The following is a 16734-nucleotide window of genomic DNA, read 5'->3' on the forward strand; positions in this document are numbered from 1 at the left end:
GGTTCACCGTCCAGCGCGCCGGGCGGCGTCTTCAATCCAGTCGTTGAGGTTCTCGCGCCCGTTATCGTTGATCCAGTAGTAGGCGGGATAGACGCTGGATGCCGCGCACTGCGGGAAGAGCCAGTTTGTGAACGAATTCCCATTGGGAACCGAAAAAGCGTCGAGTGGGTTTGGCCCTTCCTCCGAAGTCTCGCCTCGTCGGTCTTTCAAACCGTGAATGAAAATCGCCAGCAGACCATTTCCGCGCGCGAGGCTTTGTTCGATTTCGTAGCGAACATAACGGCGCTTGGCGGTGTGCGTTCCCACGAGCACGGCCGTGACACTGGTGCCATGGAGCTGATTATCGATCCACCGCTTAACTGCGGCGTCGCCCTTCTTCTTCACCGACTCCCAGGCCGCCGCATCCATGAACTGATTGGTTTCTCCCTTGGTCAGCCATGAATTGCGCACCTGCGCGACGCGCCAACTGTCGTGCTGATGGTGGAAGCTGAAGAAAACGCGTCTGCCCACGGGAGTTCAGATGTTCGCGCCCTCCCGCAGCCAGCGGGCAAACGAAACGTAACGTGAACTGTCCCGATGAACCCAGAAGTTCGCGCCCGTCTTGTCGAAGTAAGGGTAGATGCCGAGATATTCCTGACCTTTGAAGTCCTTGCTCGCTTCGCTATCCGGCACCACCGGAACGATGGCGACCCGCATGTTTGTGAACGCATCCATATAACCGAGCTCCCACGGCATCCACACCGACTTCCGCGCGGCGCTTGAGGTAGCGAAAAGCAGGCTCTTGCACTGCCGCATTCTTTCTCGCAGCAGCGAGGCGGTCGCCGCGTTGACATGGCTGCGGTCCAGCTGCGGGTCGTCGATCCAATCAACGTATACTTTGTAGCCACCCTCGACCAGCTCGTCGCGAATCGCCTTGATAATGATAGCATCCTCCGAGGCGTGAGAAAGAAAGATGTCGAAGGAGTCCGTCGAAGACACAGCACGACGCTCGGTTAGTAGCGATCGGGCTGCGTTTTCACGTCTCGTCGTTTCCGATGCGTAGACGGTAGTAGACGTTCCTTTGTTGCGAAGATACGATTCCGTGAAAAGTGCCATACGCTAACGACCGGCCGCCCGTGCGGCGGCTTCGACCCATTTCCCGAAATTGTTGTAGCCGTCGTTCATCACCCAATCGTAGACCGGCACAATCGAACTGAGGCGTGGCGAACCAGGCCGATTCGAGGCGACGAACGAATCAAAAGGATTGCGACCCGGAAAATCTGGCCCGATCCTCGGATCCTTGCAGTTGTGGATCGTAACGCCGAGCATGCCCATCCCGCTACTCAAAGCGCGATTGATTTCGTAATTCACCCACTTCCGGCCCGCGGTTTCGGCGCCGATGAGAACGACAATGACCGAGGCGCCTTTCATTTGGCCGTCGATCCATTCCCCTTGTCGCCGACGACGACCAAGATTCCCGCCACAAGCGCGATTGCCCATCCTTTGCAGGCACTTGAGTTCGTGCTCATCCTCTGAATCACGCTCTGCTCTATGGTCAGGTGAGCCTGAACGGCGGGCGATGACGGATCGATTATTTCGGAGGTGAGCGGCATATCGTGGCGCTAACTGTAGGTATTGCGAACTCGGATCGCGTGATCGATCCAAGATTCAAGGTTGTCCTTGATGTAAGCGTAAACGTCCGTGCTCGCCGAGTAAGGCGGCAAGTAAGTCGGCACTACGTCTGACAGCTTCACCGATCCGTTCTTGAGCGTGAAATCCGCAAACGGATTATTGCCCATCTTTCCCTGGAAGCCGTTTACGTCCTTCAAGCCGTGAATGTAAATCCCAAGTAGGCCTTTCGAATCGTTCCAACACTTCCCGATTTCGTATTGGATCCATTTGCGGCCTGCGGTGGCACTACCGATCAGCACGATCCCGCAGACGCGACCGGCGATTTGACCGTCAATCCATTTCTGGATCGCGGCATCGCCGCCTCGCTTCACGGCTTCCCAGTCGTTGTCCTTTGCCGGGATGCTGCCATCGACGAGACCCATGTTCCGCACTTGGGCCGCTCGCCAGTTGTCATTTTCATAATGGAAACTGAAAAATACTTTTTTGGGCATAGTTCAGGGGGCTTGACTGTTTAGAGATCGAACGCGCTGGCCCACACGTTTCGATATTCGAAGACTCAATAAATACCGTCTTGGACTCAAGTCCGGAACTAACACTAGGCCGGATCGAACGCCACGCCGATCGCGCAGGAGCGCGGCGCAGTGCGTGGTTCATCGCGACCTTTCGAGGAGCAAACGCACCGTGAAGCGTTTGAAAGTATTCCACCAAACGCCCTCTTGTCCGCCTCGTTCCTCTAGCGAGTAACCGCATGCTTGGCAGAGCACGTGAAAACAATCCGTGAGCTCCGTTCGAAGCCCCGGAGGGATCTGCGGATAGCGGTTCCACGCTTCTATGATCGCCGTTTCAGCGCGTGTGAGCGCATCAGCAACATCCGGGATCACTTTCGCGATCGTCCACAGTTCCGACGGTGAAGCTTTCTCGAGCTTAGCATTCCCGATTTGGGAGCCGACAAATTTTCCGTGCTGAAAGAGCACAAACCAGAACACCGCGCCAACCTGACGGCATATTTCCGCCAAGTCTCGGGAATCCGCAGCGGTCATCGTCTCCAACTCACGAAGCATGCTCAGGAATGAAGCATTGCTCATCGTCGCATCGACGAACCGCATTTCGGCGGTGTAATTCGCTCCGCTGATCACGCACGCAGCGATTTCGGGATAAACCATCGAGAATTGGTAAGCATGGATATTCGCGAATTTCGCGTCTGTGACCCGACGGCCGGATTCGTCTCTCCAAGTGCCATCGTCCTCGATTTCCTCGCGGAGAAGGTGATCGGCACAATGTCCAATTTCGTGCGCAATCACGTAAAAGCTGTGTTGCTCCTCTTGAGACCACTGAGCCACAGACCAGCCTTTTGTGCGCCCCGCGTTCAGCACAGCCCCCACGATCGCAACGTTCAGGATGATCACAGATCGCACCGGCTTCGGACCCTTCACCTTGATCGTCTTCCCGACCGCGAGCAGTCCATGGGAATTCGTGAATTCGCGTTTTCCTTCGAATTGGGCCAGCGCGTCGCCATAGCGCGCAGTGTCTGCAACGACGACCCGCTCGATTACTTCGGACGGAATCCCAATCTTCACAGCAAGCGCGCCCACGAATTCACCAAGCTGCTCTGCCGCCCGTGTTGTGTCCGCTTCCTCGGTCAGCAGAAACGAAACAGGCACAGGCGTTGGCTCGAACGTCAATGTTAACGGTTTTTGGTCCATCTCGTCAGAACGCGTTGCCGAGGAAATAGCGTCAATTTTTTCGCCAAAAATCATTCGATCTAGCCCGTTCACCGGCGACTTGGCAGGTGACGGAGCCCCGGTTACTTCGCATAGCGAAATGGAACGAGCAGAGTCTCCCAATAGGCGGGGCGTCCGCGCGCATCCGGCGAAATGTGGTCTCCCACGATGACATAGCCGTCGTATCCGTTCTTCCGCGCGCGTTCGACGAACGCCTGATAGTTGAAGACGTGGCGTCGCATCTTGCTCCCCGGCTTCAGCGGCTCGGTATTGCTGCTGCGAAAGAGGAAGCTAGTTCCTTGTTCGAGCAGCGCGGGGCGCGCGGGCTGTCCGCCATCCACGAACGTGATGCCGTCCAAGGTTGTGACGTCACCGGGCCCTTCCGGAATGTTCAGGCTCATGGGGCCGTGTCTCTCGACGATTTCCTCCATGGCTAACATCTGGCATCCCGCTACGCCGCAGGAAAAAACCAGGGCTGTGAGAGCAGAGCGCAATGCGCTGATCGATGACCGTGACGACTTCGGGCTGGATGGCTGCATATCCCGCTTCGAGAACGCGGTCGTCTGAGCTAAAACCGCCTCGCGCACCATCTGGCGGAAGGGAGGCATCTTGGCCGCCGCCCCAGCACTGTCGGGATCGGCCGCCGCATGCTTCTTCCTTTTTCCGATTGGTTCAGGCTGCGGTTGCGGGGTGCTAGTCGAGGATCGTTTGGCCCGCTGCGGCGGCCGCGGAGCTACCCGAGGATTGAACCGGTGGCGGGCAGGTTCCCGATAAAGAATATCCGTATATTCGATGTTCGATGTGGGGTGCCATTCCTACCAACGAGCTCTTTGTAAGACTCTCAAACGGGGACGTTTCTTTTGTAGAATGTTCGCCTTCGCCCCTCGAAGTGCCGGTGATGGGAGATCGCATTTGGGGAATGGATGTCTCGGATGCCCACGTCGCGGGCGCGCTCGCCGACGCGATGTGGGAAAGGCATAAGCATCAACTCATCCGGCCGCAAAGTAGCGGAGTTTAGAAAGGTCTCCAAATTGCACTTTTAGTCTAAATAAAAGATCTACCAAGAAAGTTCGCACTCTAAATGGGTCTAAACAGCACCGAGAATGCTTCTAAGCAACGTCGCGAGGTCGCGGCGGCGCTGCGCAGAAGAACACTCCATTACGAGAAATGCATGAAGCTGCTCGATCGCTTGGATGACGAGGTTCTAGCTGCCGGTATGGAGCTCTTTGAAGATGAAGCCGCCTTGGCCTCGTGGCTCACGCAGCCTGCTCGCGCTCTTGGTGAGGCGATTCCTCTTCGTGTCATGCGATCTGCGTCGGGCCGGAAGCAGGTAGCAAGTATTCTCAGAGCAATTGCTCACGGCGTATATTTGTGAATGTGAATCCACCGCTTAGTAGACGATTCCAGGTCCCATGGCTCGTCACAGCATCGGACCTTCAGCGGTTTTTGGCCGGGCCTTGCAACAATGCGCCCGCGGACGCGTGATTTTTGTTCGCCGCCGGCATCGGCCGCCACGCCGGAGGAAACTTCCGCGGTTTGCGCGCTCGTCGCCGATTCCGCTCCTCCTGCGGTTCTGCACGCTGCGATATGCGATTTCCGCTCAGGGCGGATTCGAAAATTGACTCTGCGCTCAGTTGCAAAGGTAGGACATCGCGCGCCCCATACACGTTGCTGACATCGTCCGCTTCCTCCGGTCCAGATGCGCGTCGTTCGATGCCGCAGCCTGGTTTAGTGGAAATCGTGACTCGCTTGAACAGGTAGATCGGGATCGCGCAATGCCGCGACTCGCTCGACCTTCACATGCACGATGCCGTCTTGAGTCTGCACTGCCCCCTCTAGAAGCAGTGTTGCGTTCTGCGTCACGACGAGTCGGTTCGCCGACCCTGAAGCGGCACTCGTCGTTAGGCGATATGGGCCTTTTGCGGCCGGACTCTCGCCTTTGGTTGAAAATCCCGAGGATCACGCGATCGGGAAGAACGAGAGGTAAAGCCACCCCTGTAGCTCATCTGGCTGGCTGTGAATGACGGCCCGAAGTCCGTCACAGACGAGCGCTTCGCAATCGTAGCGCGTTGGCAATCACCGACACACTGCTAAGCGCCATTGCGGCGCCGGCCCACATTGGATTGAGCAGCCACCCGAAAACCGGATACAGCGCACCGGCCGCCAGCGGGACGCCGAGCGAATTGTAGACGAAGGCCAAGAAGAGGTTCTGTCGAATGTTGCGCATCACCTGACGGCTGAGCGCGAGTGCGTTCGCGATTCCGCGGAGGTCGCCTTTCACGAGGGTAATGCCCGCGCTTTCGATCGCCACATCCGTGCCTGTTCCCATCGCGATGCCGATATCGGCGGCCGCCAGCGCCGGAGCGTCGTTGATGCCGTCGCCGGCCATCGCGACGACGTATCCTTGCCGACGAAGGTCCTCGATGATGCGTTGCTTGTCCTGCGGCGCCAAGCCGGCGTGAACTCGATCAATCCCGAGCTTGCGGGCTACGGCGTCAGCAGTTGCCCGATGATCTCCGGTCAGCATCACGAGCGTCAGACCGAGCCCATGCAATGCGCGAATTGCGTCCGGAGTCGTGGCTTTGATCGGATCGGACAGGGCAATCAACCCGGCGGCCTTGTCGTCGATCGACACCCAGATGACCGTCCCGCCCGAGGCGAGCATCTGCTCCGCCCGCCCATCGAATTCCGCGCCGATTGAGACTCCTTCGTTCAGCAGCCAGCTCCGCTTGCCAACGCGGACGCGCCTGCCCTCGATTTTCCCCGTGACACCAGCGCCGGTGATGGACTGGAAGTCATCCGCGGCGGGGATGGGGAGCTGCTTCGCCTCCGCTGCTTTCACCACGGCGTGTGCCAAGGGATGCTCGCTGCCACGCTCCAAGGCGGCGGCACGCGCCAGTAGCCAATTCTTCTCCACTCCGGCAGCCACATACATGTCCGTCAGTTCAGGCCGTCCTTCAGTCAGAGTCCCGGTTTTGTCGGTCACCAGATGCGTCACCTTCTCCGCCCGCTGGAGCGCCGCCGCGTCGCGGATGAGAACTCCAAGCTGCGCTCCCCGGCCGACGCCGACCATGATCGACATTGGAGTGGCCAGGCCCAGTGCGCACGGGCAGGCGATAATAAGAACCGCGACGGCGTTAGTGATGGCGTAAATCATCTTCGGTTCCGGACCCCAAACAAGCCATGCGACTGCCGTGAGCACGGCGATGGCGATGACCGTCGGAACAAAAAACGACGAAATCTTGTCTGCGAGCGCCTGGATGGGGGCGCGGCTGCGCTGTGCCTGCACCACCATGTGGACGATTTGGGACAGTAACGTGTCTGCGCCCACCTTGCCGGCGCGCATGACGAATCCCCCCGTTTGGTTCAGCGTGGCTCCGATCACGGAATCGCCCACGGACTTGTCTACCGGCAGTGGCTCACCGGTCAGCATCGACTCGTCCACGTTGCTGCGTCCCTCGACGATCTCGCCATCGAGCGGAATTTTCTCACCGGGGCGGACTCGGAGCAGATCGCCGACCTGGATGTCCGAGAGTGGGACGTTCTCTTCCACGCCGTCGCGGAGGCGAAGAGCGGTTTTCGGCGCGAGGTCCAGCAGCGCCCTCACGGCTTGGCCGGTGCGGCGTCGCGCGCGCTCCTGCAGGTATTCGCCGAACGTCGCGAGCACGGTGATGACGGCCGCTGCCTCGAAATAGAGGCCGGCCGACCCTCCGTGCTGCATCTCGTGCGGGAACAGATTTGGAGCGACCAGTGCAACCACGGAGAACGCGAACGCCGAACCGATACCCAGCGCTAAGAGCGAATACATGTTGGCGCTGCGGTGCCGGAGCGAGTTCCAGGCCCGGCGCCAGATGAATCCTCCGGTCCAGGCTACGACCGGAACGGAGAGTAGAAATTCGGCCCAACGGCGCCACTCGCTGGCGAAGATGGTGTTGCCAGCGATGGCCGGCACCATACCCGCCATCGCGGAAAGAAACACCGGCAACGCGAGTGCCGAACCGATCCAGAGCTTGCGGGCGAGTTGCTGCAGCTCCCGTTCACCTGCGTCATCGTCTTCCGCGGCGACGGGCTCCAACGGCATCCCGCACTTGGGGCAGTCTCCCGGATGATCCTGCCGCACCTCCGGGTGCATCGGACAGGTGTAGATGACGTTCGCCTGACCGGTCCATGCGGGGTTGCGCTCAAGAGGCATTCCGCATTTGGGGCAATCACCGGGCACGTCCGATTCCACGCCTTCGCACATCGGACAGAAATACTTTGCCGCGGCCGATGGCGTCACCGAGTGCCCGTGTTGGTGGCCGCATTGGTCGGAGCGTGCCCGCTCGTCATGCGCCGCTTCGCCACGAGTATCCTGGTGCGAGCAAGCATGGCCCGGTTCGTCCTTCTTCGCCTCGTGCTGATGGTGGTCGTGCATACCTTGTAGACGGAAAGACTACCCAAATCTTACACCGGCGAAAGAAGCTCTCGATCAGGTGTTCGCAACGGCAGCGGCGGGATTGGCGACAAAGTCCGGAGGTGTTCGGAGCAACCTCAGCGCGTTTGCAACCACTAGGAGCGTCGCCCCGGTATCCGCGAGAATCGCGAACCAAAGGCTGGCATGGCCTAGCAGAGTCAGGACGAGAAACACCGCCTTGAGGGCGAGCGCAAAAGTGATGTTGAAATAGATGACGCCGAGCGTGCGGCGTCCCAAGCGGACGCTATCCGCGATCTTGCCGAGATCATCCTGCATGAGGGCGATGTCGGCCGTCTCGATGGCGGCATGCGTTCCAGCCGCTCCCATGGCGATGCCGATGCTGGCCGTCGCCATCGCGGGCGCGTCGTTCACGCCGTCGCCGACCATGCCGGCTACCCCGTGCTTTTCCCGCAGGGCCTTCACGGCTTCGACTTTCTGGTCCGGGAGCAGGTCGCCGCGCGCAATATCAATGCCGACCTTCCGGGCGATGTAGTCCGCCGTGCGCTGATTGTCGCCGCTGAGCATGACGACCTCGGCCACCCCGGCGGCGTGCAGGTCGGCTACAGCGGCCTTCGCGTTCGGCCGCAGCGTATCGCCAACCGCGATGACACCGAGCACCTCACCTTTGCAGCCGTCGTGCGGACGATGCCCCACCACGACCACGGACAAGCCACGCTCCTCGACCGCAGCCAAGCGGCGCTCCACGTCCTCGGAGCAAACGCCCAATTCGCGCGTGAACCGGTGGTTGCCGACGAAATAATCATGCCCGTCCACCCGACCCTCTGCTCCTCGCCCGCTGCGCGCCTGGTAGTTTTCCGCCCGGGTGAAGGCAGTTTGCCGCTCATGGGCATGGGCCACGACGGCCTTGGCGAGCGGATGCGCCGAGTGGTCGTCAATGGCTGCGGCGATGCGCAGGACATCGCTCTCCGTGGCGGAGCCGACCGGTTCGACTCCCTGCACCTTGGGCTTCCCCTCGGTGATCGTGCCCGTCTTGTCCACGGCCAGGGCTTTCAGGCGACCGATGGTTTCGAGGTGGGCACCGCCTTTGACCAAAACGCCGCGACGCGCCAATGCCGTGAGGCCGGCGACGATGCTGACCGGCGTGGAAATCACCAGCGCACACGGACAGGCAATGATCAGCAGCACGCAGGCCCGATAGAGCCACACGCTCCACTCGCCATTCATCGCCAGCGGCGGAATCAGGAACACGAGCAGCGCCACCACTGTGACGGCCGGCGTGTAGTAGCGCGCGAAGACATCCACGAAACGCTGCGTCGGAGCCTTCTGCTCCTGGGCTTCGGTGACCAGACGGATAATGCGCGCCAGCGTGGTATCGCCGGCCGCCTTGGTGACGTGGACCTCCAGCGAGCCCTCGCCGTTGATCGTGCCGGCGAACACCGGGTCGCCCGCACGCTTGTCCACGGGGACGGATTCGCCGGTGATCGGCGCCTGATTGACGGCGGACTCCCCGGTCACGACCACGCCATCGAGCGGCACACTCATGCCGGAGGCCACCGCGATGATCTTACCCACGCCAACCTGATCCACGGGCACCTCGACCAAACGGCCGTCGCGCATCATCCGGGCGGTCTGCGGGGCGAGTTCGAGCAAGGCCCGGGTGGCGCGCCGGGCACGCCGGTCGGCCCAACCTTCAAGCCACTCGGCCACACCGAACAGAAAAACCACGGCGGAAGCCTCGACCCATTCGCTGATGGTCGAGGCGCCGACGGCGGCAATCACCACGAGCAGATTGATGTCCGGGCGGAATTGACGGACTGCGGCCCAGGCCTTGGGCAGGAGAAACCAGCCCCCGGCCACCATGGCCCCGAAGGCCAGTGCCGCCGTCACGTTCTTCGAGTCGAAGGCTGTTGCATGAGTCAGCAAGGCTGCACCAACCAGCCCACCCGAGAGGATAAGGCTGCTGGTTTCCAGATGATTGGCTTCGTCGTCGTGTCCGTGGCAGCACGAGTCGTCATGGGAATCCGGGTAGTGCTCTTGGCTCATGGTCGGGTCTGTTATTTCGGCATCTGCTATCTGTGGCCGACTGGCTATTGTGGAGAGACATATTCGATTTCTGATTCACCCATTGCCCGGTGCAGTTGGGCGGCGGCGACGCTATGGGAATGATCGGCGCGGAGCCGGTTCGTGCGAGCCACGGTCAGGGCCGACTGAGCCTGCAACAGTTCAAGCTGGATGGAGGTGCCGGCTTTGAATCGCACCTCGGCAACGCGCAGCGCCTCCTCTGCCTGCTCGACCGATTTGCGCGTCGCCGTGACCAGTTCGTTGGCTTGGGTGAGGGCGGCGATGGCCCGCCGGACCTCCATCTCCACGGCAAGTTCAGCTTCCTCCCGGGCGAGGCGGGCCTGTTCCACCAGGGACTCCGCTTGCTTTACCTGCCCGGCCGTGGCGCGACTCGCCACGTTCCAGCCGCTTTGCACCCCGGCGCGCCAGCCACGCAGAGAATCGGTGAAGCGGTCCGTGGGGCCTTTGCGCAGCTCGGCACCCACACTCACCGCCAAGGTCGGAAGAAAACCAGCACGGGCGATGTTGATCCCGCTCTCGGCCGCCTCGACCAGCCGGGTCAATCGCTGCAGCTCGGGACGCTGCACCTTCGCTCTGGCCAGCGCCTCCTGCAGTTCGATCGCCAGCCGTTCAGCCGGGAGTTCGCCCGCGACTTCGATGCTCCGGTCGGAGGCGGTAGAGGGATGGATTTCGGTCCGGCCCATGGCCCGGCGCAGTTCCTCGATGGCCAGCCGGTGATCGTTGCGGGCCTTGATCAGAGGCGCGCGGGCACTCGCCACCGCAACCTCGGCGCGCAACCGCTCGAAGTTTGAAACGGAACCGACCTCGAACCGCACATTCACGTCACGCAACTGGCGTTCCAGAACGACGAGGTTCTGTTCTTCGACGGCAACCTGCGCCCGGGCCAGCAGGATGGCATAAAACTTCAGGCGGACATCCAGCAGCGCGTCATCAATCGTCGCCTTGAGCTGCAACGTCGCCGCATCGCGGGAGAGCGTCGCTTCGTTCACGGCGGCACGGATGCCTCCGCCGGCATAGAGGTTCTGGCGAGCCGTGATGCTCATCCGCCAGTAGCGCCCGGTCGGCACGAAGACGGGCAGGCTCTCGCCCGCCGTAGTGCTGCTCTGGATCGTTTGGGTTGAGCTTTTTTGATAATTCGCCGCAGCGGAAACTCCGGGCAGGGCGGCGGCCGTCACCTGCGTGAGAACGCCCTCCTGTTGGCGTATGCGCTCCCGGGCCTGACGGATCGCGAAGTTGTGCTCAAGCGCCTCGGCCAGCGCCTGCTCCAAGGTAAGCGGCGTTGCCGGCGCGTCGGCCGCGCGCGAGGACGGCAACGCAATCATGAGTGCCAGCAGAGCGAGCGGTGCGGAAAGGATGCGGTGTCTCATGTCACGGATACTTGAAGGTGTAGGATTCCGCCGACTCCGCCTCGCCGCTTCGGAACAGACTGAGAATCACGAGAAAGTTGTGCGGCGGGCGCACGGTTGCAGTGGAAACCAAAGTGTCGCCTTCGCGATGCAGCACCGCGCGGACGGAGTTTTTGGCGGCAAACTGGAATCGGGCGAAGCCCCGCTCCACATCGGGAGTCGCGGGCTTTTTCTTGGCGTCGAAAAACTTGACGACGAGGCGTGTGCCCGAGGCCTCGACATTGATCCAGCCCGCGCTGCCGCGCTGAAGGTTTTTGCCGGATTTCGGCAACTCATACACCTGTTCCTTCTTGGCCTTGGCTTTAGCTGCAGGCGAAGCCCGGGGGGCTGCGTCTGCTGCGATGATCGCAACCGGCAGTAACAATCCGAGGAGAAGCATGGTCACGGTTTTCATCAGTGATGCCCTCCATGGTGTAAGCCGCCGTGGCCAAAACCGTGCCCGTAGTATCCATGCCCGAAAGCCCCACGCCCGAAACCGCGATACCAGCCTCCACCTCTAACGTAGCCGCGGTATGGGCGGGCCACGCGGGTTGGCGTGGTGAGCAGGTAGTCGATGACCCTGTCCGAAACTCCCTGCGCCCGCAGTCGATCAATCTCCGCGGTCTTGAGCCGGTAGGAGACGTTTGTCTGTCGCAAGTGGGTCAGCACGTCGTCGTCGGGCACATGGGCTTGGGCCAAGAGGCCGAGATCGGCGAGCGCGAGGCGATCACCGCGCTCCATCTTGCGAACGACCTCTGGCGGCGCGCCGTAGCGGGTCGCGGTCACTGCGGTTTGGCGTTGGGCCTGGCTGGCACAGCCGCTGAGTAGGCTAAGGCTCAGGGCGAGGAACAGGGGCAGACGGATTTTCATGGGAACGGCGATTGACCAGATAGGGGTCCGGGCGTTTCGCGGTTGAGGTTTCGGTCCGAGGCGGCCGCCGAGGGGCGGGCGGACTTGGAGGATGGGATTACATGGGACTCGGTTTGGGCTTGGGAAAGATGCGGCCGGGGAGACTGCGCACGGCCGCATCTCGCACTTTATTTCCTGCCGCTCACAGGCCATGACTTGGCCGGGAGATTGTTCACAGGGCAGAGGCCCCGATTTCGCCCGTGCTGATGCGCAACGCAGACTCGACCGGCAGGACATAGACCTTGCCGTCGCCCCGATTGCCGGTTCGGGCCGCCGACGCGATCGCGGCGGCGACCGCGTCGGCGTGATCGGCCGAGACCATCACCTCCACGCGGACCTTGGGCAGCGTGCCGACGACCACTTCATCCGATGATCCCGGGCTATGATCGTGACCGCGGCCTCGGCCAAAACCGCGAACATCCGAGAAGGTGGCGCCAGAGACACCAGTGATATCGTGCAGGGCCTCCCGCACCGGCTCCTCCTTCGAGGAACGAATGAATGCTACGATGGTTTTCATTGATTGGTTTCTCCTCAGTGATCGTGCTTGTCGCCGCCGGCGTCGTCGCAGATGCAGGCGTATTCGGCACGCTTGCACTCGCCGCACACTTCGTCGTGGAGCTCGATGCGGTAGTTCTTTGGCCGGGCCTGGGCGTTGTCTTTCACCTGAAGGACAACGCGGTAGCCGTCGCCCTCGGGCAGCGGACTGGAGGAGACGAGCGTGCCTTCCTTGGCGGCGAAGGTCAGGTTCACCTTGCCGCCCTTGGCCTCGGCCACGGCGGAGACGATCTGCGCGGCGGGGGCCACGAGCTTGAGGTCGTGGTCGTAGAACGACACGACCACGGTGCGATCCGGGGCGACGAACAGCTCGACGTGGGGGGCTTCGGTGGTGACGATTTTGCCGCCCTTGGGACCGGGGATCGGCTTGGCGAGAAGCGCCGTGGCTGAGGCGACGACGGCAAGGAACAGGAACGTGACGTTACGGATGGTTTTCATGGATGAATGACAGGGGTTGGAATTCAGGAGTGGTCGCCTTCATGCGCGCGCACTTCGATGCGCACGGTGCCGCCCGGAAGTGGATCGAGCGGCACGCTGTAGCTCGCATAATCGGGCCGCCGGTAGCGGCGCGGAATCTGGCGTGGTTCAAAATGCCCCACGGTGCGGCGGAGCACCGCGCCCGCGGAATCGTAGAGCGTGACATCCAGATGGGTTTGGGTCGTGTCGTCGGCTTCGAGTCGCTTGACGACGTAACCCTTGACGACCAGCGGGCCTTTTTTTCGCTCCAGCCAGATTTTCTCGACCCGGACGAACGGCGAATCGCCACGCGTGAGTTGGATGTGCGCTACGTCCGAGGGAGCCCGGAACGGCGTGACGCAGCCGGTCAGGCCGACCACGGCGAGAAGCAATAGCCACGGGAGGGTTTTCATGCGTGTCTTTCGTTGGGGTTTGCAGAATTGGCGGAACGGGATGCCTGATCGTCGCGCTCGAACCAGCAGTAGAGCGTTGGCAGCAGCACCAGCGTCAGGAAAGTCGCTGTGATGATGCCACCGATGACGACGGTCGCGATGGGACGTTGGACTTCGGCACCCGAGCCGCTGGCCAGCGCCATTGGCACGAAGCCGAGAGCGGCGACGAGGGCGGTCATGAGCACGGGGCGCAGTCGGGTCAGCGCACCCTCGATCACTGCATCGCGGACGTTCCTGCCTTCCTCGCGGAGTTGGTTGATGAAGGAGATCATCATAACGCCGTTGAGCACCGCCACGCCGGAGAGCGCGATGAAGCCAACCGCCGCTGAAATCGAGAACGGCAGGTCGCGCAGCCACAGGGCAAAAACACCGCCGGTCACGGCGAGCGGGATGCCGGTGTAAACGATCAAGGCCTGACGCACGCTGCCAAAGGCCATGAAGATGAGCAGGAAAATGAGGGCGAGCGCCGCCGGCACCACGATGGCGAGGCGCATGCGTGCCTCCTGTAGGTTTTTGAACGCGCCGCCGTATTCGACGAAGTAGCCCCCCGGCAGTTTCACGCCGGACCCGATCTTCTGTTGCGCCTCCAGCACAAAGCTCTGCACGTCGCGCCCGCGCAGGTTGACTTGGATGGCCATGCGGCGCTGGAACGCCTCTCGGCTGATGGTGTTGACGCTCTCGGTCATGGACACGTCGGCCACCTGCCCGAGCGTGACCATGCCGCCATCGGTCGTGCGGATGGGGAGATTCGCGACGTTGGCGAAGTCCTGACGCGCCGATTCCGGCAAGCGGGTGACGACCGGATAGCGGCGGTTGCCGTCCACGATCACGCCGCCTTCGACGCCGGCAAACGCGGTTTCGATGGCCTTGTTCACCTCGTCGGCATGGACGTTGTAGCGAGTCATCGCCTGACGGTTAAGCACCACTTGGAGCACGGGGGCCTTGCCTGCCGCGTCGAACTCCACGTCGGCGGCACCGGGGATATTTTCCACGATCTCGCGGACCTCGCCGGCGACCTTTTCGAGTGTGTCGTAGTCATCGCCGAAGACCTTGATGGCGATGTCCGCGCGGCTGCCCGAGAGCAGTTCGTTGAAGCGGAGTTCGATCGGCTGGGAGAAGAGGTAGCTCTGGCCGGGGAAATGAACCGCCAGCTCCTTTGACATCAGGTTGGTCAATTCGTCCTTCGTGATGGTGCGCCCGTCGATCTTCCGCCACTCGGCTGGGGGCTTGAGCATGATGTAGCTGTCGCCCACGTTCACGCCCATGGGATCGGTCGCCACTTCAGAAGTGCCGACGCGCGCGAAGGTGTGCGTTACCTCGGGGAACTTTTCCAGCATGAGCTTTTCCGCTGCCTTTTGCATCTGCATCGAGGGTGCGAGCCCGATGCTGGTGGTGCGGATCATCTGGGCCGCGAGCGAGCCCTCATCGAGTTGCGGAATGAATTCGGCGCCGAGGTGCGTGAACACCCATGTGGACACCGCGAAAACTCCAATGGCAATGGCCGACATGAGCCAGCGCATCCGCAGGCTGAAATGCAGCACCGGGGTATAGAGCCGCTTGGCGAAGCGAATGAGGAAGTTGTCCTCCTCGCTCACCTTCGCGGTCATGAAGAACGAGCACAGCACGGGCACCACGGTTAGGGCGAGGATCAGTGCGCCGATGAGGGCGAAGACCACGGTGAAGGCCATCGGGGTGAACATTTTTCCTTCGACGCCCGTGAGCGTGAACATCGGCAGATAAACGATAGTGATGATCGCCACGCCAAAGACCGTCGGCGTGCCGACCTGCTTGCACGCGGTTAGAATGGTGTGCAGTCGTTCCTCTCGGGTTAGGAGGCGGCCGAGCTGATGCTGGCGATGCGCCAGCATGCGGACGACGTTTTCCGCCATGACCACGGCCCCGTCCACAATCAGGCCGAAGTCCACCGCGCCAAGGCTCATGAGGTTGCCCGACACCCCGTAGCGGACCATGCCGGTCATCGCAAAGAGCATCGAGAGCGGGATCGCCGTGGCGACGATCAGGGCTGCGCGCCAGTTGCCAAGCAGGCCGATGAGGATCGCGATCACGAGGATGGCGCCCTCCAGGAGATTTTTTTCCACCGTGCGAATGGTGGCATTCACGAGATCGGTGCGGTTATACACCGTCTCCACCTCCATGCCGGCAGGGAGTTTCGCCTGAAGTTCCTGGATGCGCTCATGCACGCGGCCGGAAACCAACCGGCTGTTTTCGCCGATCAGCATGAGGGCGGAACCGAGGACGGCCTCGGCGCCATCGTGCGTCGCCGAACCGGTGCGAACCCCGGAGCCGATGGCGACATCGGCCACATCCCTGACGCGCAGCGCGCCGGCCCGCGCGCCGGAGATTCGGATCGGAAGGTTGCCGATTTCCTCGGTCGTCTGAACGCGGCCGATAGCGCGCACGGTGACGGCCTCGCCGCCTTTCTCGACCACGGAGCCGCCGGCATTGGCCACGTTTTCCGCGACGATGTCGGCCACCTCTCCCACGGTGAGGCCCACGCTGGTGAGCTTCGCCGGGTTCGGCATGATCACGATCTGCTTGTCGTAGCCGCCGGAGGTGTTCACCTCCGTGACGCCGGGCACGGTGCGCAGCGCGGGCTTCACGATGTAGTCCTGGGCCAGCTTGAGTTCGCGCAGGCGGTCCACCGGATCGGCCGGGGCGGCCTTGAAGCCTTCCTTGTAACGGACCGTGTAGTGATAGATTTCGCCGAGGCCAGTCGTGATCGGCGCGAGCTTTGGCGTGACGCCAGGCGGCAGATCATCGAGCACCGCCTGGAGGCGCTCGCCCGTGAGCTGGCGGGCGCGATAGATATCGGTGTCCTCCTGAAAAATCAGCGTAACCTGCGAGAGGCCGAACTTGGAAATGGAGCGGACTTCGACGAGTTTTTCGATACCGCCCATTTCCACCTCGATGGGATACGTGACGAGCTTTTCGATCTCCTCGGGTGCGAGCGAGGGAACGGAGGTGTTGATCTGCACCTGGACGTTGGTGATGTCGGGCACGGCATCAATGGGCAGCCGAAAGGCCGACCATGTGCCGACGAATAGGAGTGCCACCGCGCCAAGCAGCACGAAGACGCGCTGGCGCAGGGCAAACTCGAGAATCTTGTCGATCATGGAAAATGAAGAGTG

Annotated in this window: 17 protein-coding genes; 2 read left to right on the forward strand and 15 right to left on the reverse strand. The window is 61.8% G+C overall.

The annotated features are described in order from the left end of the window. Positions 1-3 precede the first annotated feature (3 nt). The 6 genes from ACMYLB_RS01615 to ACMYLB_RS01640 form a co-directional block, all read right to left on the reverse strand. Positions 4-510, reverse strand: coding sequence for a TIR domain-containing protein (locus ACMYLB_RS01615; RefSeq protein WP_415909244.1), 507 nt, complete (start codon positions 508-510; stop codon positions 4-6). A 6-nt stretch (positions 511-516) separates the two neighbouring features. Continuing rightward, positions 517-978: a toll/interleukin-1 receptor domain-containing protein gene (locus ACMYLB_RS01620; RefSeq protein WP_415909245.1), complete on the reverse strand. Its 462-nt coding sequence runs from the start codon at positions 976-978 to the stop codon at positions 517-519. A gap of 120 nt (positions 979-1098) precedes the next feature. Next, positions 1099-1410 (reverse strand): TIR domain-containing protein, encoded by a 312-nt coding sequence (locus ACMYLB_RS01625; protein ID WP_415909246.1) that lies wholly within the window; start codon positions 1408-1410, stop codon positions 1099-1101. A 191-nt stretch (positions 1411-1601) separates the two neighbouring features. Next, the gene (locus tag ACMYLB_RS01630; RefSeq protein ID WP_415909247.1) at positions 1602-2102 is read right to left on the reverse strand and encodes a TIR domain-containing protein; all 501 of its coding nucleotides are present in this window, start codon (positions 2100-2102) and stop codon (positions 1602-1604) included. 159 nt (positions 2103-2261) lie between these two features. Next, the gene (locus ACMYLB_RS01635; RefSeq protein WP_415909248.1) at positions 2262-3368 is read right to left on the reverse strand and encodes a hypothetical protein; all 1107 of its coding nucleotides are present in this window, start codon (positions 3366-3368) and stop codon (positions 2262-2264) included. A 47-nt stretch (positions 3369-3415) separates the two neighbouring features. Then, positions 3416-3763: a hypothetical protein gene (locus ACMYLB_RS01640; RefSeq protein WP_415909249.1), complete on the reverse strand. Its 348-nt coding sequence runs from the start codon at positions 3761-3763 to the stop codon at positions 3416-3418. Between ACMYLB_RS01640 and ACMYLB_RS01645 the strand changes: the two genes are divergently transcribed. After that, positions 3762-3899, forward strand: a complete 138-nt coding sequence (locus ACMYLB_RS01645) for a hypothetical protein (protein ID WP_415909250.1) — start codon at positions 3762-3764, stop codon at positions 3897-3899. The two genes, ACMYLB_RS01640 and ACMYLB_RS01645, sit on opposite strands and share 2 nt — an antisense overlap. Positions 3900-4503: 604 nt before the next feature. Continuing rightward, positions 4504-4707, forward strand: coding sequence for an antitoxin Xre/MbcA/ParS toxin-binding domain-containing protein (locus ACMYLB_RS01650; RefSeq protein WP_415909251.1), 204 nt, complete (start codon positions 4504-4506; stop codon positions 4705-4707). 663 nt (positions 4708-5370) lie between these two features. Here ACMYLB_RS01650 and ACMYLB_RS01655 read toward each other — a convergent pair. From ACMYLB_RS01655 to ACMYLB_RS01695, 9 genes are all read right to left on the reverse strand, one after another. Next, on the reverse strand, positions 5371-7746 hold the full coding sequence (locus tag ACMYLB_RS01655) for a copper-transporting P-type ATPase (RefSeq protein ID WP_415909252.1): 2376 nt from the start codon (positions 7744-7746) through the stop codon (positions 5371-5373). A gap of 54 nt (positions 7747-7800) precedes the next feature. Next, positions 7801-9789, reverse strand: a complete 1989-nt coding sequence (locus ACMYLB_RS01660) for a heavy metal translocating P-type ATPase (protein WP_415909253.1) — start codon at positions 9787-9789, stop codon at positions 7801-7803. A gap of 44 nt (positions 9790-9833) precedes the next feature. Then, the gene (locus ACMYLB_RS01665) at positions 9834-11195 is read right to left on the reverse strand and encodes a TolC family protein (protein WP_415909254.1); all 1362 of its coding nucleotides are present in this window, start codon (positions 11193-11195) and stop codon (positions 9834-9836) included. Position 11196: 1 nt separating this feature from the next. After that, positions 11197-11628 (reverse strand): hypothetical protein, encoded by a 432-nt coding sequence (locus ACMYLB_RS01670; protein ID WP_415909255.1) that lies wholly within the window; start codon positions 11626-11628, stop codon positions 11197-11199. Further along, a complete protein-coding gene (locus ACMYLB_RS01675; RefSeq protein ID WP_415909256.1) occupies positions 11628-12083 on the reverse strand; it encodes a hypothetical protein in 456 nt (151 codons plus the stop codon). Before ACMYLB_RS01675 ends, ACMYLB_RS01670 begins: the two co-directional genes overlap by 1 nt. 211 nt (positions 12084-12294) lie before the next feature. Then, positions 12295-12639, reverse strand: a complete 345-nt coding sequence (locus ACMYLB_RS01680) for a P-II family nitrogen regulator (protein ID WP_415909257.1) — start codon at positions 12637-12639, stop codon at positions 12295-12297. 14 nt (positions 12640-12653) lie between these two features. Then, complete coding sequence (locus ACMYLB_RS01685; RefSeq protein ID WP_415909258.1) at positions 12654-13115, reverse strand: hypothetical protein; 462 nt, start codon at positions 13113-13115, stop codon at positions 12654-12656. 23 nt (positions 13116-13138) lie between these two features. After that, positions 13139-13546, reverse strand: a complete 408-nt coding sequence (locus ACMYLB_RS01690) for a hypothetical protein (RefSeq protein ID WP_415909259.1) — start codon at positions 13544-13546, stop codon at positions 13139-13141. After that, positions 13543-16719, reverse strand: coding sequence for an efflux RND transporter permease subunit (locus ACMYLB_RS01695; RefSeq protein ID WP_415909260.1), 3177 nt, complete (start codon positions 16717-16719; stop codon positions 13543-13545). The genes ACMYLB_RS01690 and ACMYLB_RS01695 overlap by 4 nt, the downstream gene beginning before the upstream one ends. Positions 16720-16734 lie beyond the last annotated feature (15 nt).

Source organism: Oleiharenicola sp. Vm1 (genome assembly GCF_047777955.1).
In the GTDB taxonomy this organism is placed as follows: domain Bacteria; phylum Verrucomicrobiota; class Verrucomicrobiia; order Opitutales; family Opitutaceae; genus Didemnitutus.

Bases quoted from the DNA above. Each gene is read 5' to 3' on its own strand.
- ACMYLB_RS01675 (WP_415909256.1), bottom strand. From the start codon at position 12,083: ATGAAAATCCGTCTGCCCCTGTTCCTCGCCCTGAGCCTTAGCCTACTC.
- ACMYLB_RS01640 (WP_415909249.1), bottom strand. From the start codon at position 3,763: ATGGAGGAAATCGTCGAGAGACACGGCCCCATGAGCCTGAACATTCCG.
- ACMYLB_RS01655 (WP_415909252.1), bottom strand. From the start codon at position 7,746: ATGCACGACCACCATCAGCACGAGGCGAAGAAGGACGAACCGGGCCAT.
- ACMYLB_RS01680 (WP_415909257.1), bottom strand. From the start codon at position 12,639: ATGAAAACCATCGTAGCATTCATTCGTTCCTCGAAGGAGGAGCCGGTG.
- ACMYLB_RS01690 (WP_415909259.1), bottom strand. From the start codon at position 13,546: ATGAAAACCCTCCCGTGGCTATTGCTTCTCGCCGTGGTCGGCCTGACC.
- ACMYLB_RS01660 (WP_415909253.1), bottom strand. From the start codon at position 9,789: ATGAGCCAAGAGCACTACCCGGATTCCCATGACGACTCGTGCTGCCAC.
- ACMYLB_RS01650 (WP_415909251.1), top strand. From the start codon at position 4,504: ATGAAGCTGCTCGATCGCTTGGATGACGAGGTTCTAGCTGCCGGTATG.
- ACMYLB_RS01630 (WP_415909247.1), bottom strand. From the start codon at position 2,102: ATGCCCAAAAAAGTATTTTTCAGTTTCCATTATGAAAATGACAACTGG.
- ACMYLB_RS01625 (WP_415909246.1), bottom strand. From the start codon at position 1,410: ATGAAAGGCGCCTCGGTCATTGTCGTTCTCATCGGCGCCGAAACCGCG.
- ACMYLB_RS01645 (WP_415909250.1), top strand. From the start codon at position 3,762: ATGGCTAACATCTGGCATCCCGCTACGCCGCAGGAAAAAACCAGGGCT.
- ACMYLB_RS01685 (WP_415909258.1), bottom strand. From the start codon at position 13,115: ATGAAAACCATCCGTAACGTCACGTTCCTGTTCCTTGCCGTCGTCGCC.
- ACMYLB_RS01695 (WP_415909260.1), bottom strand. From the start codon at position 16,719: ATGATCGACAAGATTCTCGAGTTTGCCCTGCGCCAGCGCGTCTTCGTG.
- ACMYLB_RS01635 (WP_415909248.1), bottom strand. From the start codon at position 3,368: ATGATTTTTGGCGAAAAAATTGACGCTATTTCCTCGGCAACGCGTTCT.
- ACMYLB_RS01670 (WP_415909255.1), bottom strand. From the start codon at position 11,628: ATGAAAACCGTGACCATGCTTCTCCTCGGATTGTTACTGCCGGTTGCG.
- ACMYLB_RS01665 (WP_415909254.1), bottom strand. From the start codon at position 11,195: ATGAGACACCGCATCCTTTCCGCACCGCTCGCTCTGCTGGCACTCATG.